Origin of the sequence: Paenarthrobacter sp. AB444 (genome assembly GCF_028736865.1) — a bacterium.
GTDB classification, from domain to species: Bacteria; Actinomycetota; Actinomycetes; order Actinomycetales; family Micrococcaceae; genus Arthrobacter; species Arthrobacter nicotinovorans_B.
Window position 1 is genome coordinate 1 of the sequence record NZ_JAQZBY010000024.1, and the last position, 17,371, is coordinate 17,371.

A 17,371-nucleotide genomic window follows, 5' to 3' on the forward strand; every position below is an offset into this window, starting at 1 on the left:
ATCGCACCCGTAACCTCTGGTGCGCCGAGCGCGTACGGGTGCGGGCCAGCCCACGTACGGGTGCGCGCCACCCACGAAAGGCAACGGCGCACTTCCTCAAGTCCTAGGATGAAAGGGATGACCACCACCCAAGCAGACACGAACTTCAGCCTTCGCAGTGTTGCCCTCCCCGCTTTTGGGCCGGCACTGCTGTTCTGTATCGGTGAAGGGGCGGTCCTTCCGGTCATTGCGCTTTCAGCAAGGGACCTGGGCGCATCCGTGGCTGTTTCGGCGTTGATCGTGACGCTGATCGGACTGGGTTCGTGGTTCTTCAACATTCCGGCCTCGATCATCACCGAAAAGTTCGGCGAACGATGGTCAATCGTCGGCGCCGGCGCCTTGGGTGCCATGGCGCTTGGCGCGGCCGCGTTTGCCCCGCAGCTCGACCACGGACTGTGGCTGTTGGCCGCATCCATGACGTTGGTGGGCATGTCCGCCAGCGTCTTCAACCTTGCCCGGCAGAAGTTCCTCACCGAGGCCGTACCGGTCATCTTCCGTGCACGCGCCTTGTCTACGTTGGGCGGCGTCACCAGGATCGGCATCTTCATTGGACCGTTCATCGGTGCCGGAGTGATGCAGTTCGCGGGAATCAGCGGAGCGTACTGGGTAGGTTTCGCAGGGATGATGGCGGCTGCTGCTTTGTCGCTCACCATCCCGGATTTGGTTGCGCCCGAGACGTCCGACGGCGGTCCGCGCCCTCCGGCGTCGACGCTGCGGAGCGTCGCGGCGTCGCACGCAGGGGTGTTCCTGAGTGTAGGGTTCGGCATCCTGCTGCTGAGTGCATTGCGTGCTTCACGCCAGGTCGTTATCCCGCTGTGGGCCGATCACCTGGGTCTCGACGCCACCCACGCTTCACTGCTGTACGGCTTGTCGGGGGCAATCGACATGCTGGTCTTCTACCCGGCGGGAAAGCTCATGGACAGGAAGGGGCGGCAATGGGTGGCCATACCATCCACGGTGATCATGGGATCGGCGCTGATCCTGATTCCATTCACCGCAGGCTTCGTCCCCTTGCTCCTGGTGGCGTTGTTGATTGGCTTCGGCAACGGAATCAGTTCCGGACTGATCATGACATTGGGCGCTGACTTCTCGCCGGACAACGGGCGGAGTCACTTCCTGGGCATCTGGCGCTTCATCGCGGACTCTGGTGCCACTGGGGGACCGGTGTTGCTGTCAGGGCTGACGGCTGCCGTCTCCCTCTCCGCCGGTATCTGGGCCACAGGCGTACTGGGCTTCGCAGCGGCTGCGGTGTTCGCCGTCGCCATTCCGCGCTTGAAGCACCGCCGCAACTACTGAGGCACGTGGCTTCCCGACCCACTCTCAAGCCGCAACAGCCACAAATCACCCCCATCAGGTTGTTTCGTGGCTGTGAGCCGTTGAAAAGAGGTCAGGAAGGCACGCGCTCAGCAGAAGCGGGACGCTTCCACGCCTGGCCGGGCACTTTGCCGGTCACCAGCACCACCGCGAGCACCAGCAGGACCAACCCCCACGTAGCGTTGACCGCGCCAAGGGCCGTGCGCATCACCACGAACGGCGGAATGATGGCCAACGCAGTAGCAACCACGATCCTCCACATCGCAGGCCGCGACGCACCCGGGGACAGCGCAGTGCTTGCGAGCTCAAGACGGACCAAGGGCATGGAGACCAGCAATACCAAGGCCCACGCCGCCACGTAGAAGAGGGGCCTGCTGACCCACCAGTCAAAGCTTGCCGGCTCGGGGAAAGGCAGGTGCAGCAGCAGCGCAATCCCGAACATCGCGATGATCAGCGGCAAGTGCCACAGATAGATGGTCATGGCCCGGCTGCCTACCACGAACATCACCTTCTGGACCCAGCCAAGCTGCACGCACCGCTGCAGAACAGGGTAGAAGGCCTTCACCAGAAGCACATGGGCCAGCCCAACCAGGATCAGGGGAAACATGGGCGGGTTTTGGCTGGTCAGCATGTCCACCGGGTACGGTCCCGCATGCGTCAACAGCACCAGCGACGCATAGCAACCAGCTGCGGCAAGAACCAGCTGCCACCGCGCAATCCGATCAAAGAACCCGTCGGCGTAGAAGAACCCCAGCTGCTGCAGCAGCCCCCACACGAACACCATGTTCAGCAACCCGATCGGGTTTGAATCGAAGCCCCAGGGATTGTGCTCCAAACCCAACCGGAAAACATCCACGACGACGGCGCACGCGGCCAGCGCGCCGATGGTCCGGTAGGGTGCGGCCTCGTGGAGTTTCGCCATAGTGGGCACCATTGCCTGGCAGATCAGGTAAGCAGCAAGGAACCACAATTGAACTCCGGCACCCGCGGCGATCACGGCGAGCAGATCGCCCGGGACGCCCGCCGCCGTCGCACTCCACAACGCAACGGCGAGGAACGCGTACAAGGCGACCGTTGGGCGAACCAGCCGCAGTACGCGGTTCCGCAGGTAATCACCGGCGTCGCCGCCCTTCCGGCGCAGGCTGCGCCATGATGTCAGAGACGCGAAACCGCCCACAACGAAGAAAAGCGGCATGACCTGGCCAAACCATGTGCCTTGGGCGAACCAGCTGAGGGAAGTCAGCGGGTTGTCCACGCTGATTCCGGAGTCGTCCACGCTGATCCCCATCATGAGCAGGTGGACTGCGACAACGGCGAACATGCACGCTACCCGGATCAAGTCCACAACAAGGTCACGAGAGACGGGGACCGTTGGGGCGCCGCCCTGCAGCGCGGGTTTCAGTGTGGAAGACATGGGAGCTCCTGGAGTTGGCCACTGTTTATCCATCGAATGGAGTAACTGTAGCGCACCGGGAAAGATTCGTCGACGTAATCCACGGAAACCTTGGACGCCGACGGGTCAGGATCGGCCTTTCCCGTCGTAGCCTAGTGGGGAGGACCCGGCCAATTTCCCGAGTTTGAGGCAGTGCATTGAGGGTCCCCGCCCTATCCCACCAATCAAGAACGGCAGCGCTGATCACTATGCACATCAGGGAATTTTGGAATCAGCTTTCACCCGAGACGCAGCAATGGCTCATCGACAATCCCGGCAGCGTGATGGTGCCGCGGACGGTGACGACCATCATCAAGGGGCAGACCGGCGACGACAGTGCCGTGGATATCCATGGCGCCACCGTGCTGACGGATGAGGACCGCGCCTTCATCCGCGAGCAGGCCCGCCGGGTGCGCAGCGACGCAACGGAGGGCTGAAGCTGGCGGCGGTGCGCCGCCGTCGAGCCTCTAGTTCTTACGGGCCGCCAGACCGAATAGCCATGTGCCGCCAAGCGCTGAAAGGTATCCAGCGATGGCTATGAAGGCTGTGCCTGCCCAGAAGTAGTCGATGGTACTGTCGGCGCTGAGTCCGGGCATCACCTGAAGCAGCGAGTAGGCGGCGATCACCAAAGCGACAAGCAGGGCGGCAACCGTAAGCCATACCCAGATCCGGGATGCGGCCCAGTGCTCGCCGTAGCCCTTCCACACGTTCCAGCTGCCTCCGGTTCGCAGGACAATCCAGCCGGCGGGGAGCATAATCGCGCCCACCACCAGGAAGGCGGCAATGACGTCGGCCGGGCGGTGCCACTGGTTGATGAGGGTGGAGACGCCGGTGGCTACGGCGAACGTGCTTCCGAGGAAGCCGGCCAAGGGACGCCACCGGGGGGAGACCATGAGGAACACAGCTGCCGCGGCGGAGGCGGCAAGGGTGGTGTGACCTGAAGGCAGCGAGTTCAGTTCCAAGGTCTGCACGCCGCGGTCGGGCCGGTCCGGGATGAAGAACTTGAGGATCTGCGTGGCCAGGTTGGCGGCGACGCAGGCGGCCACGGCGATTCCCGCAGCCCTCCAGCGGCGCCGGGCGACGGTCACGAAGAGCACCATGACGGTGGCAATCGCCAGGGAAAGCATGGGGAGCATGTCCAGGAACTCGGTGGAGGCGCGGCCTGCCGTTCCGCTGAGGGCGGTGGCTTCGACCAATGCCGACTCGTCGATGAACTGGCCGGCCGTGGTGCGCACAAAGAAGTAGTACGTTGCCGCGAGGCCCACGATGCTGGCGATGGTGGCCAAGCAAAAGAGAAAACCTGTGCCACTGCCTGCGGCGCGTGCTTCAAGCGGCCGTTTGCTCGACCTCCCGCTGGTGCGGAATTGCTGGGAACTCATTCTGACTAGACTGCCACAATTCGCTGGACGCCTCATGTGAACGCGAATCGCGCGTGGCGGGGTCCAGTGAGGCGCAAGCAACAATTCTGTGACACTTGACACGTGTTAGGTGCCGGGCATACTGTTCCTAACACGTGTTAGGGAAGGAAAATGACATGTCGGGAACCAATGGGGCTTTGCGCGAATTCACACGTAGAAGTGCCCTCACAGCCCTCGGCGCCGGAATCGTCGGACTCACAGCGGCTTCGTGGCCGCGGTTGACCGGCGCCGATATCCCGGGCCGGGGCGACAACAGCCTCAGCATCGCCATCATGGGTACCGCCGCAGATGCCGCAGCCCGCCAGAAGGTCATCGACGCCTTCGCAAAGGTCCACCCGGAGATCAAGGTCAAGGTCCAGGCCATCCAGGCCGTGGACTGGAAAGACTTCTTCACCAAGATCCTCACAATGGTGGCCGCAGGCACGCCGCCGGACGTCGTGTACGTGGCAACGGAAGGAGCCCAGCTCTTCGCCGAGAAGCTTGCCCACCCGTTGGATGAGTACCTCCGTCGCGATGCCGACCATATGAAGGAGTACTTCGCCGATGTCCACCCGAGCCTGGTGGAAGCCTTCATGTATAAAGGCAGCCTGTTCCAGCTTCCCATCGACTGGAACGCCGCCAACATGTACTACAACACAACGGCGCTCCGGCAGGCTGGCCTCGACCGGCCCGCGGACGACTGGACCCACACCGACTTCCGGGCGACCCTCGCCGCCATGAAGAAGGCGAACCCCAAGGACTTCACGCCGTATTACTGGACCAACAGGCTCTTCGGTGGAGTGGTTCCGTGGCTCTACGCCAACGACACGAGCTTCCTCAAGGAAACCAAGTCCGGCGGCGGCGAATGGTTGTGGGACGGCTTCTATGCCAACGACCCCTCCCGCGGCCTCCGCTCGGGCGGCTACCAGTGGCTCGAACCCAACGCCGACGATCCCCGGGTTTTCGAATCATTCGACTACCTCCGCGGACTCGTCAAAGACGGGCTCGGCGTCCGTCCCGAGGAAGGCGGCGGAAGCTCACTGATCGGCCTCTTCGCCTCCAACCGCATAGGTACGACGCCGGCAGGCGGCTATTGGGTCCAAGGCCTCCACGAGGCGGGGATGACAGAGGACGGATTCGACGTCCAGTTCTTCCCCAAGTGGCGGTCCCAGCGACACCAGTTCGGCACTGCAGGCTACGCCATCATGAAGACGGCCAAGGACAAGGACGCCGCCTGGGAATGGGTGAAGTTCTCCTCAAGCCTGGAAGCGATGCGGATCGTGTTCCCGACGCCGAACACCACACCCGCCCGCCGCTCCATGGTGAACGAGCAGCTCTACGCGGGAACAGGGCCCCGGCATTGGAAGGTCTTCTACGACACCCTGGACCGTTTCCCCACCACAGGTCCCATACCGGCGCCACCCCAGCAGGCTGCCGTCGAGACCGCCCTGATGAAAAACGTAAGCCTGGCTGTCAGCGGTGACGAGCGCCAACTCAAGGACGCGCTCAACTCCATGCAGCGTGACCTTGAACTGGCCCTGAGGAGGCAGCCATGAGCACAACCACCAGTGCGCCCGCCCGGACAGGAAGGCAAGCCGGCCATAAATCCCCGCAGGATTCCAAGCGGGGCCGTGTACAACAGCGCTGGCTTCCGTGGGCCTTCCTCGCGCCAACCATCGCGGGCATGGGCATCTTCACGTTGCTGCCCATTGTGGCCTCGATCGCGCTCGCCTTCTTCCGCTGGGACATCATCTCGGCGCCAACGTTCGTGGGCTTCGACAACTTCGCCGAGGTAGTCCAGGATCCGACCGTTCGGGTTTCGTTCCTGAACACCATCGTGTTCGTGATTGTGGCCGTGGCGCTGCAGCTCGGACTGGCCTTGGGCCTGGCGATCATGGTGCAGGAGAAGCTCCCGTCATGGCTGAGGGTGTTCTTCCGTTCGGCCTTCTTCTTCCCGCTGATCCTGTCCGCCGCGTCGGTATCGATCTTCATGCGATACCTCTTCAACGAGCAGTTCGGCGTCGTGAACTGGTTGTTGTCCATCGTCGGCATCCCGGCGGTTCCGTGGCTGACAACGCCAGGTGGGTCTGCCGCCGTCGTCATTCTTGTTTACGTGTGGCAAAACTTCGGGTTCTCGTTCCTGCTGTTCATCGGCGGACTCGCGTCGATTCCGGTGGAGACCTACGAGGCCGCATCCATCGACGGAGCGACGGGTTGGCGCAAGCACTGGTACGTCACCCTGCCGCTGCTGAGCCCCACCACCCTGGTGGCCTCGGTCATGGCAATCATCAACGCATTGCAGGTGTTCGACCAGCCCTACGTCCTTACCCGGGGCGGACCCGGCGACTCGACACGAACCGCCGTCATGGTGATCTTCGAGTCCGCGTTCCAGCGCCTCGAATTCGGCCAGGCCTCCGCGATCGGCGTGATTCTGACGCTCATCATCATGGGCATCACCGCCCTTCAATTTCGGCTCAGCAAACGATTCGTCTTCTACCAGTAAGGCCCGCCATGACCACCATCCAAGAACGTGTCACCACCACGGCGCCCGTAGTCACCCGGAAGAAGCGCGACTGGTCAGTGGCCGCGCGCGTCATCGTCTTGCTGATCGCGTCCGTCTTTGTCCTGGGCCCGGTGTTGTGGACGCTGTCCACCTCCCTGCGTCCGCCGTCGGAATCCTTCCAGCTGCCGCCCGCCTTCCTGCCGCTCAATCCGGACCTCACCTCCTACGAGCAGGTGTTCAAACAGCTCGACATCGTGGCGCTGGTGTTGAACAGTGCGCTGGTGACCGGGCTGATCGCGGTGGGTCAGATGATCACCGCAGCACTGGCCGGATACGCTTTCGCCCACCTTCGCTTCCGTGGGCGCGGTGCCCTGTTCTCCATCGTCCTGGCCACCATGATGGTGCCCGCGCAGGTGACGATCGTGCCTGTCTTCATGCTGATCCGCGGTGTGGGGTTGTCGGACACGCTGCTTGCGCTGATCATTCCGGCCATTCCGACGGCGTTCGGCACCTTCCTGATGCGCCAGTACTTCCTGGGGTTGCCGGGTGAGCTCGCAGAAGCGGCCGCCATCGACGGCGCCTCCCCGTGGCGTACGTTCCGTTCCGTGTATGCGCCGCTGGCCATGCCGGGCCTGGCAATCGTAGGCATCCTGGCGTTCAACTTCCACTGGAACGAGTTCTTCAGGCCGCTCATCATGACCATCTCGGAGCAGAACTTCACGCTGCCGCTGGGCTTGGTTTCCCTTCAGGGCAACCTGGGTACAGGAAGCATCTCCGTGGTCCTTGCCGGCGTCGTCCTCTCCATGATTCCTGCGCTGGTGGTGTTCATGTTCGGTCAGCGTGCGCTGCAGGACGGGCTCACCGCAGGCACGGGCAAGTAGTTTCTTCTTCACTCTGAAAGGGGTTCCGTTGACGGACCTTGTACTCTCTGACTCCCTGTTGGCTGCCTCGACGCACCCGGACCCTGCCTTCCCGAGGTTCCACCCACGTCCGGCGCAGGGCTGGATCAACGACCCCAACGGCGTCAGCTTCATCGACGGCCGCTACCACGTGTTCTTCCAGTACAACCCGTTGTCCGCCCGGCATCACCAGATCCAGTGGGGCCATGTGAGCTCCCCGGACCTGGTCCGCTGGGAAGAACACCCGGTGGCACTTGTTCCCCAGGCAGGCGGGCCGGACTCTGCCGGGTGCTGGACGGGCGTGGTGACTTCCGATAACGGCGTACCAACTGCCGCCTACTCCGGCGTGCAGGACCACGGTGGCCACTCACAGGTGGTGATCGCGAGGGGGTCCTCCGACCTTGTGACATGGGAGCAGGACGGACACGTCGCCGCCTCCATGCCCTCCGATCCTCTGGTCACTGCTGTGCGCGATCCCTTCATCTTCCACTTCAACGGATCCCGCTACGCCATGCAGGGCGCCGGACTGGCCGACGGGCGCGCCGCCTTGCTGCTGTACACCGTGGATTCCCTGGACGACTGGAAGTACCAAGGGATCTGGCTCACCACGGCCAACCCTGTCGCAGCCGAGCACACGCCGGCCGAGATTTGGGAATGCCCCCAGTTGGTGGAGGTGCCCGACATTTCCGGAGGATCCAGGTGGGTCATGATGTTCTCGCTGTGGCTCTCCGGCGACGACCACGAGCACGCCAACGGTGTGGGGCACCTGATCGGCTCGCTATCGGTCGATCCCGAGACCGGGCTGCCCGTTTTTGATCCCGTTTCGGGTGGGAAGTCCGACCTTGGCCGCGACTTCTACGCACCGCAGATCGTGCAGCTTTCGTATGGTTCTTCTGCTTCGGCTTTGCTGTTCGGTTGGGCCAACGAAGGCCCCGGACGCGACGGCCGCCGTGGCCGCACGCAGGAAGAAATTGACGACGCCGGATGGTCGGGTGTTTTGACGCATCCCCGCCTTCTGTCTGTGGTAGACGGTGCGCTGGCAGTTGCTCCTGCGCCGGAGATCGGGGCTTACCGGGGCGCTTCAGTGGCTTCCGGGGCCAGCGGATCAGTGGTGGTTCCGGGGTTTGCCGAGGTGCTGGTGTCCGGTTCCGGCGCTGTTTCCCTGGAACTGGGCGCCGGTTCCCAGATGGTCTATGCAGGTGAATTTCTCGCGGGGGAGGAGCTTCGGATCTTTATCGATGCCTCGCTGGTGGAGGTGTACCGTTCCGGTTCAGTGGCCACCACCGTCCGGGCTTACCCCGCGCCCGGGGAATCGTGGACGCTTACCCTTCCCGATGGCGCGACTGCCGAGGTGTGGGAGTTGGCACTGCCCCGCTGAGTGGGCCTCGCAACGACGGGCTCAGCGAGGTGCTGGGCCCGTCGACTCCCGCACCACCAAGCGGCAGGGGACGAGCGTCTCCACGGTGGGGGCCGCCGTCGTACTTTCTGTGCCCTCAATGGTTCCCAGGAGAGCTGCCATGGCCGCCTGGCCGATCTCGCGCAACGGCAGGGCCATGGTGGTGAGGGCGGGGACCATGGTGCTGGCGATGCGGTGTTCGTCGTCGTAGCCCATGATGGAGAGGTCGCCCGGGATGCTGAGGCCCAAGCGGGACGCCGCCAGCGCGACGCCTATGGCCAGGCGGTCGTTGGCGCACATGATGGCGGTTGGCCGGTTGGTGGGTTCGACGTTGTCGAGCAGGCGCATGGCCCAGGTGAAGCCGTCATTGATATCCCAGCCGGCGTGCGTAATCCGGTCCTCCCTGATGCCGATCCCGGCGCGCGCAAAGGCGTCCTTGTAACCTTGCACCCGGAGGGGAGCGGCAGGGTCTTCGCCGGCGCCGGCCACAAGGGCAATATCCCGGTGGCCCAGCTGCAAGAGGTGTTCCGTGGCTTCACGGCCACCGGTGACTTCGTCCGGGATGACGTGGTGAAGCTGGGGTTGGGGATGTTCGTCGTAGCAGTTGGCCAGGACTGACGGGACGCGGAGCATGCCTTGGGGGATCTCGATGGGCTTCAAGCCGACAGTCACGTACATCAGGCCATCAACTTGCCGGTCCAGGAGGGTTTCGATGGCACTGGCGTCGCGGGCGGCATCGCTTTCCGTGTCCATGACAACGGTGACGAAGCCACGGCTGCGCGCGACGTCGTCCGCGCCGCCGATGATGTTGCCGTCGAAAGGGCTCACCACAACGGCGTCAGAGACGATGCCAATGACGCGGGACCGCTGGTTCCGCAGGCTAAGGGCGATGGCGTTCGGGGAGTAGTTCAATTCCTGCGCTGCCAAGCGGATGCGGTCCTGGCTCTCCTTGGCCACGTTTCCGTCGCCGCGCCCATTGAGGACCAGTGAGACCGCACTTCGGGACACGCCGGCCCTCTTGGCGACGTCCAATGCGGTGGCCTTGCGGTTCATCGGCTTCCTCTCCTGGCGCTTAGTCAGCAGTCTACCTAACGCGTGTGAGGGCGGGGTGGAGGCGGCTAGGCGGCGACGGAATAACCGAGCTGGTTGTACATCGACTGCATCATGTTCGAGGTCCAGATGCCGGCAACTACCATGCTGATGACGAACACCGCGATGGTTGCCCAGATTGGCCACAGACCGCGTTTGGGCGCCACCTTGTTGACGATCACGGAGCGGCCAATCACGTAAACCGCCGAGTTGAGAAACGCCCAGGCCCAATGGAAGGGACGCTCAACACCGGCTTTAAGAAGACGCTGGCGGTCCAGGTACGCGAAGAACACCGACAGGCCGTAAGCGACGAAGCTCGAGCCCAAAAGCAGGAAATATGCGGGGGTGTAGATGGAGAAGGGATCCACGGTGGTGACACCCTGGCGGGTGGTGGTCATCCGGAATTCGGGCTGCCAGGCGAACATGAAAATGATCGAGACCAGCGGGAGCAGCGTGATAGCCCAAATGAACGGGTTGTACACCGGAGTTTGTTCGCTTATCCGAGGCCGTGGCTGCTGGATCTGCGGCTGGTATTGCATGGTGCGCGGAGCCTGCTGCGCTGTCCACGCAGTGCCGTCCCACCAACGGACGAAGCGCTGGTCTGACGGGTCCGGGTACCAGCCTGGAGGCGGTGTTGATCCGGGCATTGCTTGACTCATGTTTCCCCCACATCGTGTTGTGACTTCGAGAATATCGCGGTTGCTGCCTCTCGGTTGTCAGGTGACCTTCCCCAGAGCTTGTGTGGCGGTGTATGGATGGAGCATGAGCTTCTTCGACGACCTCCCCGAGGCCCCCGCCGGGCTACGTGAACCGCAGCCGGGCCGGCCGGAATGGTCCGGGCCGCCGTCGGACGAACTGCCGGGCGTGGTGCCTTCCGGCGGCTTTGTGCTCCGAGGCCCCAACGCGGTGGTGGCTTTGAAAGCGGTCGAGGTCTTTTCCGCGGGGTGCATTCTGGATCTTGTGTGGTCCGTGCGGCGCTCCGACGAGTCCGATTCGGGGTGGCGGGAAGTGATGGAGCGCGGCTTTGAGCGACCCGGGTTACCGGGAATCCTGTTTGGCGTAGCGCTGCCCGACGGTCGGAAAGCTTTCGCCGGGGATCCTTCCATGGTGGAAGGCCCGCTCGACACTCCGGGGCCTGTCCTGGTGCAGCAGGAAGGCGGTGGGAGCAGCGCGAGTTCCGAGCAGGCCCAGGGATCTGCCCAGTACTGGTTGTGGCCGTTGCCTGCCGAAGGTGACCTGCAGATCGTTGCAAAGTGGGACGATGCGGGGTTGCCGGAGGGCTCCCTTCTCGTGCCTGCCGGGCCTCTGGCCCGGGCCCGGGACGAAGTGCGCAAATACTGGTCGGAGTAGTTTTCCACATAGGGCACTTCCCTTCGCAGCGGCGTGAAAGGCCGCCGGTACAGTGGCACTATGCCTGAACGCCTCCCTGAGCTTGAAGAACTCCTTGATTCCGCTTACGTGGTCTCGTTGCCTATGCGCGTGAAGTTCCGGGGCATCATGGAGCGCGAGACTCTCCTGTTGCGCGGGCCGCTGGGGTGGGGAGAATTCTGTCCGTTCCCGGAATACGACGACGACGAATCCTCCCGCTGGTTGGCGGCCGCCTTGGAGGCGGGCTGGCTGGGGTTCCCGGAACCTCTGCGCGCCGAGGTTCCGGTTAATGCGACGGTGCCGGCAGTTTCTGCTGATCGCGTTCCCGACGTCCTGGGCAGGTTCGGGCGCGTGGATGCTGTCAAAATCAAAGTCGCTGAAAAGGGACAACAGCTGTCCGATGACCTCGCGCGAGTGGCAGCCGTCCGACGGGCCCTTCCTGAGGCCGCGATCAGGGTCGACGCCAACGGTGGCTGGGATGTGGAGCAGGCCGTTGAAGCACTCGGGGCGCTCGCTCCATACGGGCTTGAATACGCCGAACAACCTGTTCCTACTATTGATGGATTGGCTGAGGTGCGGCGGCGGGTATCTTCCACGGCGACCCCTGTCCGCATAGCCGCAGATGAGAGTGTGCGCAAGGAAGATGACCCCTTGCGCGTGGCACGCGCTGGCGCCGCCGACCTCATCGTGGTCAAGGTGGCGCCCCTCGGAGGAGTGCGGCGGGCCTTGGCCATCGTCGAACAATCCGGGCTGCCCGCCGTCGTCAGTTCCGCCTTGGACACCTCCGTGGGTATCCGTGGAGGCCTTGCGCTCGCGGCCGCGCTTCCCGCGTTGCCATACGCTTGCGGCCTGGGCACAGTTTCGCTCTTTGCATCGGACATCACCCGGGATCCGCTGGTAGCCGACGACGGCGCCATCCGGTTGCGGGAGGTCAGCGCCGACGCCGGGCTGCTGGAGCAGTTCGCGGCCTCCGGGGAACGCCGGGATTGGTGGCTGGACCGGCTCCGGCGCGTCCACGCCGTCTTGGCCACGGACCAGCACGGGTTGTTCACCGGGTCTTAACCGGGCAGACCACTCAGCGTTGGATTGCGCTGAAAGGCTCGTCGGGATCCTCGTACACACTCTGGAAGGTCCCCCATGTCTGAAACCACCGGCCGCAAGTTCCCGCTGCTGCCCATGCTCGGCCACACCAAGGGCAAGCGCAGTGCAGTGACGTGTGCGCTCAAGTGCGACAACGCCTGCGCAGGCGATGTCTGCAACACCAGCACCAACGGCTACTTCCGCGATATTGCCTCCACGGCGATGTCCCGCCGCGCGGCCCTGGGCCTGGGCGCGGCAGGTGCGCTCGCCGTCGTTCTTGGAGGTGCCGTTACCGGTACCGATTCCGCCGTCGCCGATGCCGGTAACGGACTGTCTGACGCTGCAAAGAAGGGCTTCGACAAGTCCAAGCTCCAGTTCACGGCCATCAAGCCTGTCGATGCTGCCGTCGATGCCTTCACCGTTCCTGAAGGCTTCGACTGGAACCCCATCATCCGCTGGGGTGACCCGCTGTTTGCGGACTCGCCCGCCTTCGACATCACCAAGCAGACCGCCGCTGCCCAGGCACGCCAGTTCGGCTACAACAACGACTACACCGACATCCTGCCGATCCCCGATTCCAAGGATCGCCGTGCCGTGCTCTTCACCAACCACGAGTACACCAACGAGAACATCATGCTGCCGGTTGGCTTCGATGCAGCCGAAGCACGCGCCATTGGCCGCGCCGCACATGGCCTTGCAGTTGTAGAGCTGGAGCGCAAAAACAAGAACAAGCCGTGGAGCTACGTCCAAGGTGCTGCCCTGAACCGGCGTTTCCTCACCGACACGGTCTATGAACTGACCGGTCCGGCTGCAGGCACCAACTTGGTCAAGACCATCGATGACCCCGCGGGCCGCTGGATCAAGGGGACCTTGGGCAACTGCTCGGGTGGCACCACTCCTTGGGGCACCATCCTTTCCGGTGAGGAAAACTTCAACGGTTACTTTGCCGCTCCCGGAACCAGCGACGCAGACAAGCGCTACGGTCTCTCGTCGAAGCCGACCACCCGCCAGTGGGAGCTCGACGAACCCCGCTTCGATACCCGCAACTCCGGATACGCCAACGAAAGCAACCGCTTTGGCTGGATCGTGGAAGTCGATCCGTTCGACCCCACTTCCACACCCAAGAAACACTCCGCCATGGGGCGTTTCAAGCACGAGGGCGCCAACGTCATTCTTGCCCCGGATGGCCGCGTTGTGGCCTACATGGGTGACGACGAGCGCTTTGACTACCTCTACAAGTTCGTCTCCAAGGGCAAGTACCAGCCCGGCGATTCCAAGGCAGCACGCAAGAACAACATGAGCCTGCTCTCCGAAGGTGACCTGTACGTTGCCCGCTTCACCGGCGACTCGCCTGCCGCCGAGATCGACGGCAGCGGCAAGCTTCCCGCCGACGGAGCATTCGACGGTTCGGGCGAATGGCTGCCCCTGGTGGTTGGCGGGGCCTCCGCCGTTCCGGAGATGTCCGTGGCTGAAGTCCTTGTCTACACCCGCCTGGCCGCCGACAAGGTTGGCCCCACCAAGATGGACCGGTGCGAAGACGTCCAGCCCAGCCTGCTCACCGGCAAGATCTACGTGGCCTGCACCAACAACTCAGACCGTGGCAAGGCCGGCAAGGAAGGCGCGACGGAGGTCAATCCGCGTACTCTGAACCGGGACGGCCACATCGTGGAAATCACCGAGGCCCCGGGCCAGACCGGGACCAAGTTCAACTGGACCCTCCTGCTGGTTGCAGGCGACCCGTCCAAGAACAGCTCCGCGTACTTCTCGGGGTTCCCGGCCGACAAGGTCTCGCCGATTTCCTGCCCGGACAACGTGGCTTTCGACTCCGTGGGCAACCTCTGGATCTCCACGGACGGTGCTCCGTCAACCATCGGTTACAACGATGGTCTGTTCAAGGTCACCCTCGAAGGCCCGGAGCGCGGCAAAGTGGAACAGTTCCTTGCTGTTCCCCGCGATGCCGAGACCTGTGGTCCGATCGTCCACGATGAGGAGCGCACGGTGTTCGTCGCCGTCCAGCACCCGGGCGAAGAAGGCACGTTCGACGCGCCTCACTCGTACTTCCCGGACTACGTGCCTGCCGGGGCCACCCCTGCGTCTGGCGCGGTGCGGGCACCCCGCCCGTCCATCGTGCAGGTGTTCCGTAAGTAACTGATCCGCTGAAGCGCTCTCTTATCTCGTGGAGATAGGGGAGCGCTTCTGCGTTCCTGACGCTCGCTCACATTCCCGGTGTTTGGGCTGGACGCTCGCTCACATCCCCGGTGTCTGGCGGGCGGCGCGACACCGGCGTAGGGTCAATCCCACCATGACTGAACAGCAGCCGTATGATCTGGTCAAGCGCTATCCTCACTTCGAACTGCGCCGGTATCCGGCGCATGTTCTCGCGGAGGTGCAAGTGCATGCCCCGTTTGATCGCGCCGCAAACGAGGCCTTCCGCTCCCTCTTCAACTACATCAGCGGCAGTAACAAGGCCCGGCAGAAGCTGTCAATGACCGCGCCCGTTCTGCAAGAGAACGCATCATCCGAGGAAATGGTCATGACGGCGCCCGTTCTGCTGAGCGGTCCTATCCCGAGAGGCGAAGACGAAGACTACGTCGTGGCTTTCGTCCTGCCGCCTGGAGTGACAGTAGATAGCGCCCCTGTCCCTGACGAACCCAGGGTCAAAATCCGCGAGGTACCAGGGTCCTTGACGGCTGTCGCCCGGTTCTCTGGGAGTGGATCAGCTACAGCGTTTCAACGTCATAGTGTTGCGCTGCTTGAGGCCCTCCGGTTGGCTGGCCTGTCGCCTGTAGGGGCTCCGCGGTTCGCACGTTTCGATCCTCCCTTCAAACCATGGTTCCTTCGCCACAACGAGGTCGTGATCGACGTCGAAGAGCCGTGACAGCGGGGATGTGCGTGAGGGTTGGCCGGAAGGTGGGGGGATGTGCGTGAGGGTTGGCCGGAAGGTGGGGGGATGTGCGTGAGGGTTGGCCGGAAGGTGGGGGGATGTGAGTGAGGGATGGGAAGTGACGGGCGCCCATAGACTGGAACGGTGACTTCCCAGGACTCTCTGACATCCATCGCCGCCGCCCGGATCGCCATAACTGCACTGCTCGACGGCGGCGTGCGGCACGCCGTGGTGGCCCCGGGTTCGCGGTCCGCACCGATGGCGTATGCGCTCGCTGAAGCGGAAGCAGCCGGCCGGATCCGGCTCCACGTCCGGATCGACGAACGCGACGCGGGATTCACGGCGCTCGGCCTGGCTCTCTCCTCGGAGGCTCCCGTCGCCGTCCTGACGACCTCCGGCACGGCGGTGGGAAACCTGCTGCCCGCTGTGATGGAAGCAAACCATTCGGCCGTTCCGGTAGTCGTAATTTCGGCGGACCGCCCCGAAGAACTCCACGGTACCGGGGCGAACCAGACCACCATCCAACTGGACCTTTTCGGCGAGCACGTTCGCTTCGCCGTCGACGTCGCCGCGGGGGAGAATCCGCAGAAAGCCGTGGCCACCGCACTCTATGCCGCCACGGGCGCGCTCGAGGACACTCCGCCCGGGCCCGTCCAAGTGAACCTGGCGTTCCGCGATCCGCTGATCCCCGGGGCGGGGGACGCCCTGCCGGACGCACAAGGACACGGCGTGTTTCATTACGACGCCGGCCCTCAGGCTTTGGACCTTCCGGCGGCACCCAGCGACCTCCCCGAGAGACGCACCGTCGTCCTCGCAGGCCACGACGCCGGTCCCGTAGCCGAAGCCTTTGCCCGCGCTCACGGGCTTCCGTTGCTGGCGGAACCGTCCTCGAATGCACGCTTCGGACCCAACGCAGTTGGCCCATACAGGGTGTTGCTGGAGCACTTTGGCCCGGATTCGCCAAACCGAATCGAACGCGTGGTCCTCTTCGGGCGGGCCACGCTGTCACGCCCTGTTGCAGCACTTCTGGCCCGCGAATCCGTGGAATCCGCGATCTACCAGCCCGTGCCGGTCGCTTGGTATGAGGCCGGTCGCCGCCGGGAAACACCTGTGGAGACGCTCCCGGAACTGGCGGATTTTGCAGGCCGTGGATCCGCGGAATGGCTGGATTCCTGGCTTCTTGCCGGGGCCGCTGCCCAACACGCCCTGGACGGAGTCCTCGCGGGGGAGCGCGCGGCAAACGGTCCCTCCGTGGGCGCAGCCGTGTGGGAACATTCGCGCGGGGGACTGGTGCTGGGCTCCTCCAACGGCATCCGGGACGTCGACCTCGCCGGCCAACCGCACCACGAACCCATCGCCACCGTCTACGCCAACCGCGGCCTCGCCGGCATCGACGGCACCATCGCCACGGCCACGGGAATCGCACTGGGCAGCGGACGCGAAACTACCGTCCTGCTGGGCGATGTCACCTTCCTGCACGACGCCGGCGGACTGCTCCTGGGCCATGGCGAACCAACTCCGGATCTCCGCATCGTGGTGCTCAACGACTCCGGGGGAGCTATCTTCAGCCTTCTCGAACACGGCGCGGTGGAAGACTCAGGCGCGTACGGCACCGCCGTCGAACGCCTCTTTGGCACGCCGCACTCAGTGGACATTGCGGCACTCGCGGCGGCGTACCGCGTCGGGCACCAAGCGGTAAGTACGACGGCGGAACTCGCCGACGCACTTAGGGCGCCGCTGAAGGGCCGCACCATTGTGGAAGTGCGCGTGGACCGGGCAGGGCTGCGTGGACTTCATGCCCGGATCAAGGAAGCGATCAGCGCGGCCGTTGGCCAGGTTTTGACAGCCGGTTGAACCATTTTCCGCCGGAATGTGAGTGAGCGTCGGGGGTAAGCCGGGGGGATGTGAGAGAGCGTCGGGAGTAAGCCGGGGGGATGTGAGAGAGCGTGGGAAACGGAAGGCGGGCGGCA

At 64.0% G+C, this 17,371-nt stretch carries 15 protein-coding genes; 11 read left to right on the forward strand and 4 right to left on the reverse strand.

The annotated features are described in order from the left end of the window. Nucleotides 1-117 precede the first annotated feature (117 nt). The gene (locus PQ627_RS19725; RefSeq protein ID WP_274263008.1) at nt 118-1,335 is read left to right on the forward strand and encodes an MFS transporter; all 1,218 of its coding nucleotides are present in this window, start codon (nt 118-120) and stop codon (nt 1,333-1,335) included. 91 nt (nt 1,336-1,426) lie between these two features. On the opposite strand, the gene PQ627_RS19730 is transcribed toward PQ627_RS19725, so the two are convergent. Further along, nucleotides 1,427-2,767, reverse strand: coding sequence for an acyltransferase family protein (locus PQ627_RS19730; protein WP_274263009.1), 1,341 nt, complete (start codon nt 2,765-2,767; stop codon nt 1,427-1,429). Nucleotides 2,768-2,994: 227 nt separating this feature from the next. On the opposite strand from PQ627_RS19730, the gene PQ627_RS19735 reads away from it, so the two are divergent. Next, nucleotides 2,995-3,222: a hypothetical protein gene (locus PQ627_RS19735; RefSeq protein ID WP_144659263.1), complete on the forward strand. Its 228-nt coding sequence runs from the start codon at nt 2,995-2,997 to the stop codon at nt 3,220-3,222. A 30-nt stretch (nt 3,223-3,252) separates the two neighbouring features. Here PQ627_RS19735 and PQ627_RS19740 read toward each other — a convergent pair whose 3' ends face one another. Further along, complete coding sequence (locus tag PQ627_RS19740; protein ID WP_400417925.1) at nt 3,253-4,164, reverse strand: phosphatase PAP2 family protein; 912 nt, start codon at nt 4,162-4,164, stop codon at nt 3,253-3,255. Nucleotides 4,165-4,319: 155 nt separating this feature from the next. On the opposite strand from PQ627_RS19740, the gene PQ627_RS19745 reads away from it, so the two are divergent. The 4 genes from PQ627_RS19745 to PQ627_RS19760 are packed head-to-tail and all read left to right on the forward strand — an operon-like array spanning nt 4,320 to nt 8,962. Next, a complete protein-coding gene (locus PQ627_RS19745) occupies nt 4,320-5,738 on the forward strand; it encodes an ABC transporter substrate-binding protein (protein WP_144659265.1) in 1,419 nt (472 codons plus the stop codon). After that, entirely contained in the window at nt 5,735-6,685 is a 951-nt protein-coding gene (locus PQ627_RS19750; RefSeq protein ID WP_144659266.1) for a carbohydrate ABC transporter permease, read from the forward strand. The genes PQ627_RS19745 and PQ627_RS19750 overlap by 4 nt, the downstream gene beginning before the upstream one ends. Before the next feature lie 8 nt (nt 6,686-6,693). Further along, nucleotides 6,694-7,566, forward strand: coding sequence for a carbohydrate ABC transporter permease (locus PQ627_RS19755; protein ID WP_274263011.1), 873 nt, complete (start codon nt 6,694-6,696; stop codon nt 7,564-7,566). A 28-nt stretch (nt 7,567-7,594) separates the two neighbouring features. Beyond that, on the forward strand, nt 7,595-8,962 hold the full coding sequence (locus PQ627_RS19760) for a glycoside hydrolase family 32 protein (protein ID WP_274263012.1): 1,368 nt from the start codon (nt 7,595-7,597) through the stop codon (nt 8,960-8,962). 21 nt (nt 8,963-8,983) lie between these two features. Here the strand turns inward: PQ627_RS19760 and PQ627_RS19765 are convergent, their stop codons facing one another. Together PQ627_RS19765 and PQ627_RS19770 are read right to left on the reverse strand one after the other, a co-directional pair. Continuing rightward, entirely contained in the window at nt 8,984-10,033 is a 1,050-nt protein-coding gene (locus PQ627_RS19765; protein ID WP_274263013.1) for a LacI family DNA-binding transcriptional regulator, read from the reverse strand. Between the two features lie 65 nt (nt 10,034-10,098). Next, complete coding sequence (locus PQ627_RS19770) at nt 10,099-10,716, reverse strand: DUF2510 domain-containing protein (RefSeq protein ID WP_274263014.1); 618 nt, start codon at nt 10,714-10,716, stop codon at nt 10,099-10,101. A 115-nt stretch (nt 10,717-10,831) separates the two neighbouring features. Here PQ627_RS19770 and PQ627_RS19775 point away from each other — a divergent pair, with 115 nt between their 5' ends. The 5 genes from PQ627_RS19775 to menD all read left to right on the forward strand — a co-directional run bounded on the left by PQ627_RS19775 (nt 10,832) and on the right by menD (nt 17,255). Next, nucleotides 10,832-11,419, forward strand: a complete 588-nt coding sequence (locus tag PQ627_RS19775; RefSeq protein ID WP_274263015.1) for a hypothetical protein — start codon at nt 10,832-10,834, stop codon at nt 11,417-11,419. A 60-nt stretch (nt 11,420-11,479) separates the two neighbouring features. After that, nucleotides 11,480-12,499 (forward strand): o-succinylbenzoate synthase, encoded by a 1,020-nt coding sequence (locus PQ627_RS19780; RefSeq protein WP_144659273.1) that lies wholly within the window; start codon nt 11,480-11,482, stop codon nt 12,497-12,499. Nucleotides 12,500-12,574: 75 nt separating this feature from the next. Further along, on the forward strand, nt 12,575-14,665 hold the full coding sequence (locus PQ627_RS19785) for a PhoX family protein (protein WP_274263016.1): 2,091 nt from the start codon (nt 12,575-12,577) through the stop codon (nt 14,663-14,665). Nucleotides 14,666-14,819: 154 nt separating this feature from the next. Then, the gene (locus PQ627_RS19790) at nt 14,820-15,395 is read left to right on the forward strand and encodes an SOUL family heme-binding protein (RefSeq protein ID WP_274263017.1); all 576 of its coding nucleotides are present in this window, start codon (nt 14,820-14,822) and stop codon (nt 15,393-15,395) included. Nucleotides 15,396-15,545: 150 nt separating this feature from the next. After that, nucleotides 15,546-17,255 (forward strand): 2-succinyl-5-enolpyruvyl-6-hydroxy-3-cyclohexene-1-carboxylic-acid synthase, encoded by a 1,710-nt coding sequence (gene menD / locus PQ627_RS19795; RefSeq protein WP_274263018.1) that lies wholly within the window; start codon nt 15,546-15,548, stop codon nt 17,253-17,255. Nucleotides 17,256-17,371: the final 116 nt, after the last annotated feature.